This is a genomic window from Brachybacterium sp. UMB0905, from assembly GCF_002871795.1.
Taxonomy (GTDB): domain Bacteria; phylum Actinomycetota; class Actinomycetes; order Actinomycetales; family Dermabacteraceae; genus Brachybacterium.
This window is the reverse complement of record NZ_PNHL01000026.1, coordinates 1-14,419: the sequence shown is the minus strand read 5'-3', so window position 1 is coordinate 14,419 and position 14,419 is coordinate 1. Positions and strand designations below refer to the sequence as shown.

At 57.3% G+C, this 14,419-nt stretch carries 11 protein-coding genes and 1 pseudogene; 3 read left to right on the top strand and 9 right to left on the bottom strand.

Going from position 1 to position 14,419, the window contains the following annotated elements; genetic code table 11:
- Positions 1 to 253: hypothetical protein (locus tag CJ197_RS15690; RefSeq protein ID WP_233191009.1), on the top strand; the 253-nt coding region annotated here is incomplete at its 5' end.
- A 40-nt stretch (positions 254 to 293) separates the two neighbouring features.
- Here CJ197_RS15690 and CJ197_RS15975 read toward each other — a convergent pair.
- The 7 genes from CJ197_RS15975 to CJ197_RS14985 all read right to left on the bottom strand — a co-directional run bounded on the left by CJ197_RS15975 (position 294) and on the right by CJ197_RS14985 (position 10,766).
- Entirely contained in the window at positions 294 to 1,106 is an 813-nt protein-coding gene (locus CJ197_RS15975) for a thiopeptide-type bacteriocin biosynthesis protein (RefSeq protein ID WP_369801559.1), read from the bottom strand.
- A 1,537-nt stretch (positions 1,107 to 2,643) separates the two neighbouring features.
- The gene (locus CJ197_RS14380) at positions 2,644 to 3,546 is read right to left on the bottom strand and encodes a thiopeptide-type bacteriocin biosynthesis protein (RefSeq protein WP_102237420.1); all 903 of its coding nucleotides are present in this window, start codon (positions 3,544 to 3,546) and stop codon (positions 2,644 to 2,646) included.
- A 2-nt stretch (positions 3,547 to 3,548) separates the two neighbouring features.
- Entirely contained in the window at positions 3,549 to 4,832 is a 1,284-nt protein-coding gene (locus tag CJ197_RS15970; protein ID WP_102237419.1) for a lanthionine synthetase LanC family protein, read from the bottom strand.
- Positions 4,810 to 7,248, bottom strand: coding sequence for a lantibiotic dehydratase (locus tag CJ197_RS14370; RefSeq protein WP_158239523.1), 2,439 nt, complete (start codon positions 7,246 to 7,248; stop codon positions 4,810 to 4,812). The genes CJ197_RS15970 and CJ197_RS14370 overlap by 23 nt, the downstream gene beginning before the upstream one ends.
- 659 nt (positions 7,249 to 7,907) lie before the next feature.
- Positions 7,908 to 9,158 (bottom strand): hypothetical protein, encoded by a 1,251-nt coding sequence (locus CJ197_RS15965; RefSeq protein ID WP_158239522.1) that lies wholly within the window; start codon positions 9,156 to 9,158, stop codon positions 7,908 to 7,910.
- A 10-nt stretch (positions 9,159 to 9,168) separates the two neighbouring features.
- Entirely contained in the window at positions 9,169 to 10,128 is a 960-nt protein-coding gene (locus CJ197_RS15960) for a glycosyltransferase family 2 protein (RefSeq protein ID WP_102237417.1), read from the bottom strand.
- A gap of 2 nt (positions 10,129 to 10,130) precedes the next feature.
- Positions 10,131 to 10,766 (bottom strand): hypothetical protein, encoded by a 636-nt coding sequence (locus CJ197_RS14985; protein WP_146007792.1) that lies wholly within the window; start codon positions 10,764 to 10,766, stop codon positions 10,131 to 10,133.
- 353 nt (positions 10,767 to 11,119) lie between these two features.
- Here CJ197_RS14985 and CJ197_RS14355 point away from each other — a divergent pair.
- Positions 11,120 to 11,878, top strand: a pseudogene (locus CJ197_RS14355) (helix-turn-helix domain-containing protein); the annotation flags it as partial.
- A gap of 3 nt (positions 11,879 to 11,881) precedes the next feature.
- Here the strand turns inward: CJ197_RS14355 and CJ197_RS14350 are convergent.
- Both CJ197_RS14350 and CJ197_RS14345 read right to left on the bottom strand, forming a co-directional pair.
- Positions 11,882 to 12,808, bottom strand: a complete 927-nt coding sequence (locus CJ197_RS14350) for an integrase core domain-containing protein (protein WP_102237416.1) — start codon at positions 12,806 to 12,808, stop codon at positions 11,882 to 11,884.
- A 17-nt stretch (positions 12,809 to 12,825) separates the two neighbouring features.
- Positions 12,826 to 13,143 carry a transposase gene (locus tag CJ197_RS14345; RefSeq protein ID WP_102237415.1) on the bottom strand — a complete coding sequence of 106 codons (318 nt, stop codon included), beginning with the start codon at positions 13,141 to 13,143 and terminating at the stop codon, positions 12,826 to 12,828.
- A 344-nt stretch (positions 13,144 to 13,487) separates the two neighbouring features.
- Here CJ197_RS14345 and CJ197_RS14335 point away from each other — a divergent pair, with 344 nt between their 5' ends.
- Positions 13,488 to 14,243, top strand: a complete 756-nt coding sequence (locus CJ197_RS14335; RefSeq protein WP_102237413.1) for a hypothetical protein — start codon at positions 13,488 to 13,490, stop codon at positions 14,241 to 14,243.
- Positions 14,244 to 14,419: the final 176 nt, after the last annotated feature.

The following is a 14,419-nucleotide window of genomic DNA, read 5'->3' as shown; positions in this document are numbered from 1 at the left end:
GCAGGCGCGAAGCGCTCACCAGCACCGATACACCCAAAACCCGCGTCGATACCCCAGAGAGGTCCAAGTCAGGTTCGAGGCGCAGCTGGTGAAGTTAACTGTGCTGCGGGAGGTCTCCCCCTGGCGGGTGAAGGTCGCAGGTGCAACGGGAGAGTCGGAGCGGTGGATCACCGGGGCTCGATTGCGGCCGCTCGAGGTGCTCTATGACGAGCTCGGAAATTCCCTGCGTGACCCGGTGTGGCGTAAAGAATGATGAATTCGTCTATTGAGGAGCACGCAGGGATACTAGGGCTCTAGGTCACGTGACTAAACGCAAAGCTGGTAACCAGGCTTTCAGCCTTCGGGGAGATACCGACAAAGCGATTGAATGCCATATGTAATAAACTCCCGAGAATAGCTATCGGAGGCGCCGTCAACGTGCACTCGCGCGCCGCCTTCCCAACCGCATTACCCGCCATCCCGTACGCCGCGGAAACGTCATGCATACGGCTAGACGACAACCTCATTACCTTTAAGTGACCCGTTGTGGCCGACAAATCCATATCGGTGCGCATCCGCAACGCTCTCGAGTGCAATGCCTCAAGCCAGGATGCGCGCCACCTTTCAGGCTCACTAAAAACCGCACAAAACGCATCCACGAATGCTTGCGTAGAAGAACGAAAAAGTTCACACAACGGCACAGTTCCTGGCGAGTCTGAACTACCCGCGGACGCAGCAGCCACGTCGGCAATAAACAGCTCCGTCTCCGCGCAGAAGATTTTTTCAATGGAAAGAAATGGGCCGCGGCCACCATAGCGCACGATCTCCGGATCGAACTCCCCTGTGCGAACGCTCCATACGCCTTTCAACTCCGATAGTATTGCGGACTCAACAGACGTAGCAGACTCCGCTCCGTCCTCGAGTCGCCAACGAAGCCGAACATGAAAGCCGTGCGAATCTGTATAGCGCACAAAAAACACCTCGCACCTGCGGCGCTGTTCCCTTCCCACATTCGCGATAGCCGATTCGACCGTGAGGAGAAGCGCTCCAACCTCATCCGGCTTACAATAGATGGAGTGCTGATGCCACCCGAAGTTTCTTTCCCAGCCCGACGGCGCAAATCGCATTCGCTGCATAGATAGAGACTGACGACTCAAAAATCCACGCTCGACAGATGCCTCTAGAGCCTTGCTACTCCCGACGCTGCCCCCGCCCTCGGAGTGCCACAGTCTCGGCACCTTCCCAGCCGTCACCCCAATGGAAGACGAGCCTGCGCGCAAGCGAAGCCGTCCAGAGGAGACGGTCGACTCGTCATCTTGGTGCGCGTTCGGGCAGTCCGCCCCATTAACCCTGTATAGAAGGCCGAGGTCATCACTAGCGTCGGCGCCAGTACGCTCTATATCCCCCACAGCCCACTCAGGCTGCTGCAGCAACCAGCCATTGACGCGGTTCGGTTTCAAAAACACGAGAGGCTCCAGGCCGCCTCGCGTAAAGCTGGCGTATGTGGAGTCCGAGCGACAACGGTCGACCATCGAGCGAATCGAGACGCTACTTGCGGGCACCGACAAAGCGTTTCCAGCAGAGCAACAATCTGAGACTGCCTGGGCAATGCGAGCCCAACCCTCACTGGCACGTCGGACAGTTGACTCCCTCGCAAATATGAACTCCATGGACTGAAGAGAGATAAGGCTCAAAGAGTGATTGTGGACTACAACACCAACATCATCGAGCTTTAGAACTTGAGCGATCCCATTACGATTTTCACCGATGAAGTACACGAGCTCCTCGTGAAAGTCCCAAATCGCCCCACAGTACTCGACGACCAGTCCGCTCAAATCGGAATTGTATTTATAGCGAAACGGCTCTTCAGTCTTGTCTCTTCTGGCGATAGGAATGCCGATAGGATGGGCTATGCTCGCGGCGGTATCCGAGCGAAACCGAGAATCAGCCGGCAAGTCCTCACCAATGCGACCGGCATTCGTAAATGCCGCTCCCGTTTCCTGGGGATTGAGGGCTTGAGCGGCGTTGTCAAAGTGAGTGTACTCACTGCAGCGGGATGGGCATTCGCCGCTCGTCTGCGCAGTATCCCGACCGGATCTCGTGTCGTCTTTCTCAAGAACGGAGCGCGGTCGTAATGTTCGTAACGTGGTCTCTTCGAGCAGATTCCGTATCGGGACCACAACGAATCGTCCCCAAACCGAAAACACGCGATCTTTCAACTCCGCAGCGCTGGCAATTGTGCCCTGCTGAGCGCTCGCAAACATAAATGGGCGCTGATCCATGAGCGCGCCGCCGCTTCGAGCGCTCGGTGCCCTGAACGACTTAGCATGCGGAGCAGATCGCCGATTCGGAGCGCAATCACTCTCATGGATCTCGAGCACTCCACATCCGGAAAGCCCTCGCACTAGCTTGAGGTCCTTCGAGTCGTATCGTTCATCAATGATGGACAGAAAGTCGCCTAATTCTGTCCACCCGGATCTCTGGAGAAGAGTCAGCGCAATGCGCACAGAACCTGACGTTTGAACAAGACGGAATGAGCCTGCCTCGGAGCTATTTGCAGGAAGAACAACCCCCTGCTCGACAATAACTGCCCCAGGGGTAACACGGACGGCTATGCACATCTCCTAATGTAGCCTTTCATACTCAGGTTACCAACACCCCTCGTCACAAGTCGACCGGCGCCTCCCCAATAAGCGCCTCGATTGCCGCCCTGGCCAATCCCGCTTGCGTCGGGACTGATATCCCGGCTTGATTCATTGCAAACATGACGACCCAGGAGAGAACTTCCCGAATGCCAAAGAGAAGGTCGCCTCTAGTGTCAAATGATGCTAAGGAGGCGCCGGCCGAGCCGAAGGCGCTTGAAGCGGCTGCAATAGACGATTGTTGCATGTCATCTACTCGCCAACGCAGACGATTAATAGTTTGGGGCGCTATACACGCTTCAGGTACACCCGGGTACGGTTCTCGCTGTTTTAGAACGCGCAGCCAAACGTCAGCGCTCTCTCCTCTATCCAAGCCGGCACCGCGAAACAATGACGAAAAAAGTGCAACGCAAAGAACTACGCGACTATAATCAGAGCCACCTTTGCCGCACACATCTGCCCAGAGTTGAGAACTCGCAGAGAACGCACTCTCGACAACTTGTGCACCACTCGGCCCGCCAAAACGAAGCAGCTCTGGCTCGAAGACGCCCGCCGACAGTACGGACAACGTGTTTGAGTCGATATCGGAGGAACGTTTGGCTTCTAGATCCGGCCTAAACCGCTGGTCGCCACGCCAACGAACTCGCAATCCCGGCGCCTTACGCATGAACCACCACGCATCAATACGTGCGTCACTCATCAGGCGGGCCGTTGCGGCCAGCGCCCGGTCGACCTCGCTTCGCTCTGCCGGGGTTCTAACGGCAAACTGTAACCAGCGGCGATTGCTACTGGCATCGAGCGCACTATCGATGCACGCGATGGTCGCATCTATTATCGATTCCGGAAGTTCCACTAGTAACCTGGACTCGCCATGTCGGTATACCGCGTTAAGAAACTCCCAGTGCTCATCCCGGGAATACTTCATTGTTACTCGCTCCGCAGCTTATTAGACACCGGGGTACACATAAGAGTACGCCACTCCGCGTTCTCGAAAAGACTTGGATGCATCGCAAGCGCAGCCGCCAAAAGCATACCCGAGTCGCCATCCAGGAACCCTTCCGTCAAACTTTCGCCAAGCTCAGCTGCCCTCGCAAGGGTGTTCTCCGCTTCGAACAGAAGCTCGGATCTAACTTTGTCTCGTTCGTGCAGAACGCGATCGTCGCACGATGATCCTAGATTGCAAGATACATTTTCAAGCAAGTACCACTTTGCAGCAAGGCCGTGGCATAAGCAGAGTGAACCAAGGGGATCTCGATCCGTGAGCTCGCTTAGAAGCTCCGCAAGGAGTGTCCGCGCACGCCCAATGCAATATTCATCCTCCATCACCAAGCCAGCACTCGCTAATGCGTTGACTAGGCTTAGTTTGCCATAGCACCAACCCATGTTCATCGAAGGAATTGGGAGTCCAATCCTTCCTGAATGCAACAACTCATACCGCGGTGCGGTCCAGCTGCCTTGATGGCTCTCAGTAACAAAGCTGAGAAGTTTTCGAGTCAGTACACCTACTAGCTCCTGCACAAGGGTGTCGTCACGGGACGCGTCATCAACGGAAAGTATGAAATTTAATATCCCAACAATTCCGTGGGCTTGGCCAAGATTCAGGTGTGAACCATCAACGCCCCTCGGAAACTCAACGTGAGGTGCTGATCTCACCGTAAGGCCGGACTCGCCATTTTTGGCTTCGGCCTTCGATCTGCGCAGTAGTGCAAGAGCATACCGGCGGCGGAGCTCGCTCTGTGGTGTCGCGAAGAGCGACTCCCGGACAAGAATCAGGCCGGCGGCTCCCGAAATAAGATCGTACGAACGAAAAGTTGCAAGCGAGGAAGATGGCGCTTCCAGCTCCGCGAGACGGGCCTCTATTTCAAAGTCACCGCTCGTAGTAAAAAGCCTCTGAGCACTCTTCAGGGCTGTCGGATTGCCCGTAGCTCCTAAGACGAACGCAATAGCCGGAATTCCGACATAGGCTGACGGCCGGGTGCCCGCTATCGGCAATGTAATTCCAGCGTTCGCGAACTCGTGTGAGAACTCATCGTAAGAGATGACCCCTGCCTTAACGCCAGTTGCAACGCACAGTAGGGCTCCTAATCGAGCTCGTCCAAGGTCCGGCACGCCCGGACCGTTCTCCCGATGTGTCACTGGGCCGAGAAGGAACTCGCGGACGCGGCTACGGTCGAAGCGGAACTCTCGATTAACGCCCACGATTGTCCTCATCTTGTTGCAGAATGAGTGTCCAGATCAGCTTGAGGAAGTAAGTGCGCTCAAGCTCGGTTTCAAATAGTGCGGTATTGACAAGATACAAAAGCGCTTGCCCCCAAACGCCTGGAGGTATCTGGGTAAAGCTCGTGTCGTTTAGGTCAATACTGTGTTCACTCGCTCGAATTAGTCGGAGCGCGTCTTGAACTGCGCCTCGCGCGGCCTTTGCCTCCCGTTTCGATACTTCTGGGTCATTCTCTGGGCGCTTAAGCTCGAGAGCGGAGAGATTTGAACCGATAAAGCGGCGCAATAGGCTAAAGCCATTGAGGTATCGGCGATCGAGTGACTCGCCCCAACAACGAGCTGCAACGGAACCCACTGAGAACTCGACATACCGTGACAGTGTTTGACTATCCGCTACGCGCGGCAGTGCGATTTCGCCAACCGCTCGGACACTCCTCTCGGGCAAGTTAACGCCCGCGTTTGTTAACTCAGTTGACACAAGCTTGGAGTCGATCTCGGCCTGGAGAGCAACTATGGTCCCTTCTGTTGAAGCAGAGAAGTGGAAGTGTATGAGCCGCCGGGCGTATAAGGCATTGAGGGCGTGTCGGGTCAAAGAGCGCGGAATATGTAGCTTCAGGGATCGATACTCCGAGAACCTAGCGTCGTCCCCGCTTTCTGTGCTCGGTCGGACGCCCGCGAAGCCTGGGTAGCTCATACGCCTCTTGCCCTTCGGCAGATTAGTAGCAGTAAAGCTGTTGTCGTATGGGAGAGTAATGAGCTGCTCGATCTCAACGCTTTGATTATTCGACCAACCGTCGGCGTTTAGGGGATGGCATTCTTCGAGTACGAACTCTTGCTTGCGCGCCAAGTGTGCTTCTAGCTGCGCTTTGAGCGCCCAAGACGCAGTTTCGTACACTAGCCGTTGATCCACACCGGTTCGAATTGCCACACGCCCCCCGTTTCCTAAAGTGTCGATGCTCTTCGCGATGGAACTGAGCAGTGAGGCTCGATCACGGTATTCAATATCGGCCCGTCGAATTGCAGTTTGGGCGGGAGTGACCACAGTTCGACCCGAGACTACGCTCGGAACAACTTTGCCAAAAGAGCTCACCGGTATGGGTAGCTGAGTTGGGGTTCCTCCAGCTGGCAACGAGTGTTTGACCAGGAACTGAACCAAGAGCGGCGCGCGACCCTCTTTTATCAGCATGTCGAAGGCATAAAAAAGAAGTCGCTTGCCGTCTTTTTTGTGAAAGAATTGGATGTCTTTGCTTCCAATGTAAACCATAACATCCTCTATAGGGATAGCCCTCGAGTCTCTGGGCGGGGCGTGTCGAGCAGTCGGAACCCCCAGATTCATGTGGGCCCCGATGCCTATAGGGGTTGAACAAAGAACATCATTCCACCGATCATCAACGGTAGAATAGAGCACCTGAACGCGTAGTAGAGCCTCTGAGCTGCTCAGCGTGTTCGCGATTCGGGTTCGCAACGATTCCAGCTTCTCGTAGTTTAGGTGCTTTAGGAAGCGGCCTACGGTTGCTCCGGGCACAAGGCTACCACCGAGCATCCTGACCGTTGCGCGCCCATCAGCCAGGGAGTTGAGATCTTTTGCGTCCACCCGAAATCGTGCAACTTGCGACGGGAGTTTTTTAATATCCGCCGACTCTCGCCTTCCTTCAGACAGTTTTTCAACTAGATCTTCGAGGCGAACTGAGTTGTTGCCCCGTGTTGCTAGCGCGTCAAGGGAGGCTGCAAATGCTTCTTGAACCTCATTCGACCGAACCGTGTACGGTAGAGATTCACGGAACGGCGAGCGTCTAAGCTCTGAAACAACGTCTTCTAGGGCGACAAGCGAGCCCGGAGCAAAATTCTCTTGAAGCCAAAGAAGCTCCGGCGGAATAGACTTGCGAGAAGACAGAAGGTGTCGGAGGTCGTGGATAGCCTCGCTTGTTCTCTGAACTTCTTTTACGATGTAGTTTGGGATTTGCAATTGCGTTGAGCCGATGAGGACCGCTCTCTCGCTGGCGACCATGTGGACCTGTGTTGCTTGCTTGTTTGTGGAGTGTAGGAGTCGCGCTGAGGAGGGCTGAGATGTTCTATGCTGCTGCAGATCGGTGATGTGAGCTTGTTCGAGGTGCTCGCTTGCAGTAACGAATCGAAGCTCAATCAAGTATTGAAGAATACGACCTAGTTCAGCCGCGGATCGATTAGTGTTCGCTTCCAGTGCGGCTAGCACGGTCGAGGCCGGAGACGGAACGGTACAAGCCGACCGAACTGCATTTATTATGGGAGAGTCGGCGATTGAGACTTGGCGAACGCTTGGTGTCGGATCGCCATGCGCTTGCCGGCTGAGCATTAGATTCCACTGCGCGCCGTCGTTCTGCACTGTACCATTCCAAACCAGTGTGGTCGTATCGAGATCGATACGTGACATCGTCCCAATTAGAGGGCCCTTGCGTGGTGAACTGAGATACGACGTTCCTGGCACAAAACTCGCTGTATTTGCCGCGCCTACATCCACAGTCATCTCGGCAGCGAGCTTGTACGGCGTGGCCCGCGACATCAATCGCCGAAGGGATCGGTCGACAGCGAGAATCAGTCGAGATTGACTAGTTTCCGCAGGATACCTTTGGGCAACGGCGCGCGCTAAGCTAGCAGAAACCGACTCAAGATACGACATAGAACTGGCACTTGAACGAAGAGCTTCAAGGGCCTCAAAAGACTCCAACTCGGATTTGCTGCGAAGCAGTTTGTAAGCGGGTCCATCTAGCTGACGACTGATCCGCGCTATAACAGTGCTCGGTTCGTTCATGTGTCTCGGTTCCTGGGAGTCTTAGTGCAGATTAAGGGTTGCTGGGTTCAACCGGTGAGGACTGACCACTAGGGTCAGCCCCCACCGGTGCCAGGCCGTGTTAGCAACCCGTGCAGGCCGACTGGCTAGTTGCTCCGCAACCGTCTTCGGTAGTTGGTCCAGTCGGAACGGCCGCATCCGGCCAGAACTCCACAACACTGATCTCGAGACCGAGCTCGCGAAGTTCGGCTTCGGCGCTCGAAAGATCTGCTGTCTGTACCGTAGTCATCGTTGTCACCTCCTCAGGAGTTTCGACCATCTGTCGGGGGGGTCCACGACAGAAGTATTCTGTCTTTGCCTCTAGCGATGGTAGGGCCCGTCGACGCAGATGCGGCTTGGGCTTGATGTTCAATCTGGAATGACGGCGAGCCCAACAGGTCCGAGTCAGCCCATTGATTCGCACGTTGCCTCATGCGGGCCACGTCGTCTTCAGCGTTCTGGCCGTACGCGTATATAAACAGGTCGAAGGCGTTTGTGCTGTTACTCTCATGCAAGGCTAGAGTAATTATTCCGTTACTTGTCAGCCAAGCAGGTGTACCATGCGGAGAGATCCACGGAAAAGCTTTGGTACGTTTACCGTCGTGCGTGCGGAGAGTGCCCACATTGTGGCCGCCGGCAAGCATCCACACCATGAACCTGCTAAGCGAGTATCCAGCCGGGAAGGTGGCGTCTGTTCTACAGATGCGAGGCTTGGCTTGCAATGTGCTGACTAGCCAATGTGCATCGGTGGGCTCGCCCTCCGCATCGAAGAGGATATCCCCGTCGGTAGTAGACATGAGGATGCCTGAGTTAGGTCTGCTGCCGAGACCTCGACCTGACACGAAGCCAGACCAGATTGCGCCAGTAGACTCCAGTACAGTTTCGCTCTGGCGGCGGAACGAGATTGTTAGAGGCAAGCCGAACGGTCTTAATGGGACTACTATGCGTCCGCCGATTCGCAGCCGGCGCCATGCAATGGATGGGATTGTCCATGAATCTACTGTGACGATGATTGCGTCGAAATCAGTGTCGAAATCAAGCGTCTCATCCCAGGCATCCGCTACGTGCAGTTCAATGTTGCTAGTAGTGTTCCCGGAGTTCGACGCGCTAAGAGCTTCGGCTGCGTAGCCGATGATTGTTGTATCGATGTCGACGCTATGCACCGTTCCGGTAGTGCCAACAATGCGCGAGATTAGACTAGCATTGTACCCTCCGGATCCAATTTCGAGTACGCGCATGCCGGCGGAAAGGTTCGTCGATTCAAGCATTCGTGCTTGTAGCCATGGTGCAGACACTGTCGTAAGTGCTTCTCCGGATTCATTCCGTAAGGTTGCAACACTTCGATTGGCATACGATTCTGAAACGTCGTTTACCCGGGTAAACTGATGTCGGTCGACCTCGCGGAAGGCGCTCGCAACAGAGTCACTGATAATATCTCCGGAGCTGATTAGAGACTCGACGAGTTCTAGCCGGAGCCTAGCTCGTAGTTGATCGTCGTCGGCTGCTGGCTTCATGGTTCCCATTCTAGTAAGTCGTTGGGCCTGGACTCGGTGGCTGGTCGGGCAATGTAGTCGGAACTTGGAATTGTTTTCTTAGAGTTTCAGTCAGCTCAATGTTGGCCTGGGTCTGTTCTGCCCGCTCGTCGGAAAGTGCTGATCGTTCTAGGTTATGTAGTTCGCGTGCAACGCCCGCGTCTCCCCTTGCCGATTCGACTAGATTATAGAGGGCCTGATCATCAAGGTTTTTATATGCAAGTAGGAGCTTATTATAGATGGCATCGGTCCGGTTGTGGCTAAATGTGAGGGTTGGTCTAAACAGGTGATCGACGTGGGTGCCATCGAGTGCAATGCATAGTCCGCCTAGGCGACGTACCTTTAGTGAGAAATCGATGTCCTCTTCGCCATGGTTTCGGTACGATTCGTCGAATCCGCCCGCCTGTTCGAAGAGTTCTCTGTTGATACACATGAACCCGCCGGGCGCAAAGGGGACTTCTAATTCCTTGATCGCGCCAGAGTGGCGCCTTCGCCCATATCGGTACCAGCTTCTAGTGAGTTGAGGTCCGGGCTTCCAGGTACACCCGTATCGTATTATTTCTGGATTGGCTACGTCACCGATTCCTGGACTGACTATGCTGGAGCGGTTCCTAAAGGCGGCCTCAGCGAGTGTGTCGACGGTCTCTCGGTCAGTTTCGATGTGAGCATCGCAGAAAATGAGCACATCGGCGTCGGCCATTGACGCTCCAATGTTTCGGGCAGATGAGACACCTAGCTGCGTCGAGGTGCGAAATAACTTTAATAGACCGGATTGCTCTAGCTTATCTAGGCTTCCGTCGCTCGAAAAATCGTCCACCACGGCGATCGTAGTCTTCTGCCTACTGCGTGCGATTGAGGTGAGCGTTTGAACGGTTCTTGATATGTTCGCGCCTTCGTTGTGCGATGGTACAACGAACAGCACGGAAGGCTCGGCGTGGGGATTCTCTGGCATCGTCAAATCTTCCGGAATGTTAGGACTGTTTCAGGATACGGTCGCAGTCCACCCGCTGCGTATACTTGAAGGGAAGCGAGTCTGGCTTTCTGGGTTTCCGCAAGAGTCAGAAGTGTCGGTAACGGCAGGGCGAGCTCTGGAGCGGCAGTGCCGTACTGGAGGGCAAGGTTAACTGTGGCCTTTCTTGTAAATGGCGTAAAGACGCATAAGCTAACGATCATCCGAGCCGAGGCCAGAGCGTTGCGGAATATTGTCTCCCAGTTGTGGTTGTGTTCGAGTACGTGCCGTAGTGCCACTCCGTCTACCTGACTGTGTCGCTCCTCCATGCTCTGAACCACGTCTACAAAATCGCTCGGACAACCATCGACGAGAAGATACTGTTGATGATGTGTGAGATATGTTCGCAGCTTGCCTAGGCCGCCACCCCAGTCTTCAATAGTCTGGCAGTCGCGCAATCCATCTGCCATACGTTGGTAGGTATCTAATTCGCCATACGGTAGTACTACGTGCGCTTTTTGGTAGTTTTCCACCCAGGTGGCTCGGATAGATTCATATGTTCCAACCGTGACTGGTTCGGAGTAAGCCTGCTCAGCGCGTTTGGACAGCATCGGCACTGCGGTGGTTGGTTCCTTCTGCATGCTATGAGCGTTCAGCAACGTTCGATCGGGTAGCAAGCGTGCCTCCTCCGTTGGTGCAAGCGCATCTGGGGAGCGGCGGCCGCGTGTTGCAGGCCACTCTGCCCATGGAACTGATCGTAGCTGGTGCGCTTTTAGTCGTCAGCCACTTTGACGATCTGCATGTCGATGTCGCACGGGCTCGAGCTGCCGGAAGCGCGGCGGGGTACTGCTGACCGAGCCCTCGGGGACTGATGCACCCTTAGGTGTTGCGGGTCATGACGTTGTAGTCACCTGAGTGGGGATGGAGGAACGGGTCCCTGGCCTGCACGATGGGTGGTGTCTAAGCATCCATCTCGCGGCAGGAGACCCGTTCCATGACCCACGCTAACGCTCCGCTCGGAAGACGCCGCGCGGTCGAGGAAGTCCTCGAGCGCGGTCGACCGATCGCGCATGTCGCAGCCGAGTTCCACATCTCCCGCGCGACCTTGTCGAAGCGGGTGAACCGCTACCGGCACGACGGTCCGGGAGCGCTCGAGGACCGTTCCAGCGCACCGGCAAACAGACCCACCCGCCTCGCTGCCTGGGTGGTCGAGAAGATCGAGGCGTGGCGGCGTGAGCACAAGTGGTCCGCGCGCCGCATCGCCCGCGGACTCGCCGACGTCCACCAGGTCCGCTGCAGCGTCCGCACGGTCACGAGGTGGCTGGACCGCCTGGGCCTGAACCGCCGGCGCGACATCACCCCGGACGGCGAGGATCTTCGCAGGCCACGCAGGATCCACGCCCGGCATCCCGGGCACATGGTCCACATGGACGTGAAGAAAGTCGGGAAGATCCCCGACGGCGGCGGCTGGAGGGTCCATGGTCGTGGCAGCGAGCAGGCCCTCGCCTCCAAGCGGACGCACAGCCGGAAGGTCGGCTACACCTACCTCCACACCATGAAAGACGGCTTCTCCCGCCTGTCCTACACCGAGTCTCTCGACGACGAGCGGGCGGTCACGACGATCGGGTTCTTCCACCGGGCACGAGCGTTCTTCGCCGCGCACGGGATCACGCGGATCAGCCGTCTGGTCACGGACAACGGCGCGAACTACCGCGCCAACGCGTTCACCCAGTCCACGCGAGGGTTCTGTCCCGCGTCAAGTAGTTGGCAGGATTTCGGGCTCGGGAAAGTTGGGGACGGTCGGGTCCGCCAGCCCGCGGTGGACCTGTGACGGCCGGTTCCAGGCCAGCGCCTCGTGGGGGCGGATGGTGTTGAACTCGGCCCGGTAGGCATCGGCCTCGCGGACCAGGTCGAGGGCATCGTCGATCTGTTCGCGGTAGAGCCGCTCATACTTCAGGCTCTGGAAGGCCCGTTCGCGGACCCCGTTCTGACCCGGCGTCCTGACGCGAGTCCGGACATGACGCAGCTCGGGATGGGCGGTGATGAAGTGCTCGAAGCGGAACGACCGGAAGGGGCCGCCGTTGTCGGTGACCAGCGTGATGGGGACGATCTCACCCGTGTCGGGGTCGGTCAGGTGATCGATGAGCTTGGTGCCGTCGAGCATGGCCTCGGCCTCCGCGAGGGCGAGTTCGACGCCGGCGATCGCGTCGTGCTGGTTCGCGGTGGGTGACCAGTGCCAGCCGAACTCATATTTCGAGTAGTAGTCGGCGACGCCGGCGACTCGCCAGGTCCCGCCGCCAGTGGTCTCGTACTCACTGAAGTCGAACTGCCAGACCTGGTTCGGACCCGTCGGTGGCGCGGCGAACGCGGCCTTGCGCTGCTTGGCCAATTCCCGGCGCTGTTTCTGGTAGTCAGCATGGAGCAGGAGGCCTTCGTCGGCCATGATCCGCAACACCGTCGACGGCGAAAGCCGGTGCCCCTCGTGACGGACCATGGCCCAGATCTTGCGATGGCCCCAGGCGGGATGCTTGCCAGCCATGGCCACCACAGCTTCCCGGTGCTGGTCGCGTGATGGGGCCGGCCAAGGACCTTTGACTGCTTTGCCTGCCCGGGCTTTGGCTTGCCACCGTCGCCAAGTACGTTCGGGAATGTCGAGCAGGTCGCAGAACCTCGAGGTCGACATTCCCGCCTCTTTCCGGATTACCTCGAGGTCTTCGAAGGGCCCAGCCGGCCCTCCGCGCTCTTCTTCCAGACACGCAGTTCCACCGCTGCTTCGCCGAGCGCAAGGGTGAGGTCTTCGACCTGGGCCTCAAGTTGGGCCTCGCGGGTCGACGGGCCGGACTTCCCGGCAGCCAGCGCGGTCTTGCCTGCTTCAAGGAACTCGGTCTTCCATCGGCCGATCGACTGCTCGGAGACCTTCTCCTTCCGAGCCGCTTCAGCGACGGTGACCTCGCCGGCCAGCACGCTCAGCACGATCCTGGTCTTGGTCTCCGGACTGAACACCGGTGGTCGTCCCATGGTCAGGTCCTCCTGCTCTCAGACGCCGATCATGCCCTCATAACCGGTCTGCCAGAAAGCATGACGCGGGACACAGGACCTGCCGCAACAGCCGCACCGACCCCGACACCTCACCCAACACCCGGTACGTGTCAGCCGGATCATCAAACGCGCGAGTCGCGTGCGCCAACCCACGCAACCCCTCATAGGCCTCAGCAGCATCAGCCACCGGATCAACAAACGTCGCCATCCCAACAGTCCTCTCTACGCAGCGGCGGATTGCCTACGAGGGAGGTGCGCTCGGCTGCACGCGGGAAATGTCAGAGGTGGCCGCCAGACTGAAGGCAGCTCAGAGAGGAGAAGACGTGATCGAAGCAGTCAAAGCCCTACCCGGGCTCATCAAGGACTGGAAGACCAACAGTGATCTGATCTACCAACATGTCGGATGCGTCGCTGGCATCTTGACGATCGCCGCGTACGTTCGCGAGCAGCGCCCCAGTGAGGTTCTCGCTGACCTGTTCAATGCGGTTGGGGTACCGAGGGTCGGGGCCTGGCTCGAATCCGACCTCCCTTCGTTCCTTGCTCAGCCGGATGCTCAGTCAAGTCACGCCCTTGTGCAGATGGCAGGTGTTGCCGTGCTTCTCATGCTCGTGATGCCGTTCTTCAACGCACGACGGAACGAGTCTTATGTCGATTCTCAGGCTGCGGGCCTGTTCGGTGCACGAGCAGCGAGCACGACCTGGATTCTCCTGGTGATCGCTGTGCAACTGGGTTCATTGCAGTGGGGCATTGACTGGTTGCGCTCCACGAGCTTGGCTCTCGGGGCGATCATGGCATTCTGTTCGGTGGCCTTGCTCGTCGTCTACGCGGTTGCCCGGAAGCTATGGATGCAGGACCTGCTTGCGCCTGTTGGACGTGGCCTTTGGTGGCTGTTCGCTCGTGGCAGTGCTGTTGTCGCCATGGCAGTCTTCGCCTTGGTCTTCGTGATCATCGGGCCAGCACTCGGTCTCGGTACGTGGCTGTTCTCCACTGAGTCCGATGCGCACTATGAAACCCAGCGAAGGATCGCCCAGAGACGGGCAGAACGAGAAGCCCCCACCGGTGCCATCCCAACTTCTTGAGAAGTGCACGACCGGCGCGCCTCGACTGTGCCGCCATCGCATGTATACTGAACGCGTTCAGTGAACATGTTCAGGGGGTGGAAGTGGTCACTGCTAGCCTCGATCTTTCATGGTGCTGCTGAGCGGCGGTGTCCGGCGTCGTTGCCGGTGTGCGCGAGCTGATTGTGGCATGAGGG

Bases quoted from the DNA above. Each gene is read 5' to 3' on its own strand.
- CJ197_RS15975 (WP_369801559.1), bottom strand. From the start codon at position 1,106: ATGCGATTTGCGCCGTCGGGCTGGGAAAGAAACTTCGGGTGGCATCAG.
- CJ197_RS14380 (WP_102237420.1), bottom strand. From the start codon at position 3,546: ATGAAGTATTCCCGGGATGAGCACTGGGAGTTTCTTAACGCGGTATAC.
- CJ197_RS15970 (WP_102237419.1), bottom strand. From the start codon at position 4,832: ATGAGGACAATCGTGGGCGTTAATCGAGAGTTCCGCTTCGACCGTAGC.
- CJ197_RS14370 (WP_158239523.1), bottom strand. From the start codon at position 7,248: ATGTCACGTATCGATCTCGATACGACCACACTGGTTTGGAATGGTACA.
- CJ197_RS15965 (WP_158239522.1), bottom strand. From the start codon at position 9,158: ATGAAGCCAGCAGCCGACGACGATCAACTACGAGCTAGGCTCCGGCTA.
- CJ197_RS15960 (WP_102237417.1), bottom strand. From the start codon at position 10,128: ATGCCAGAGAATCCCCACGCCGAGCCTTCCGTGCTGTTCGTTGTACCA.
- CJ197_RS14985 (WP_146007792.1), bottom strand. From the start codon at position 10,766: ATGCAGAAGGAACCAACCACCGCAGTGCCGATGCTGTCCAAACGCGCT.
- CJ197_RS14350 (WP_102237416.1), bottom strand. From the start codon at position 12,808: ATGTCGACCTCGAGGTTCTGCGACCTGCTCGACATTCCCGAACGTACT.
- CJ197_RS14345 (WP_102237415.1), bottom strand. From the start codon at position 13,143: ATGGGACGACCACCGGTGTTCAGTCCGGAGACCAAGACCAGGATCGTG.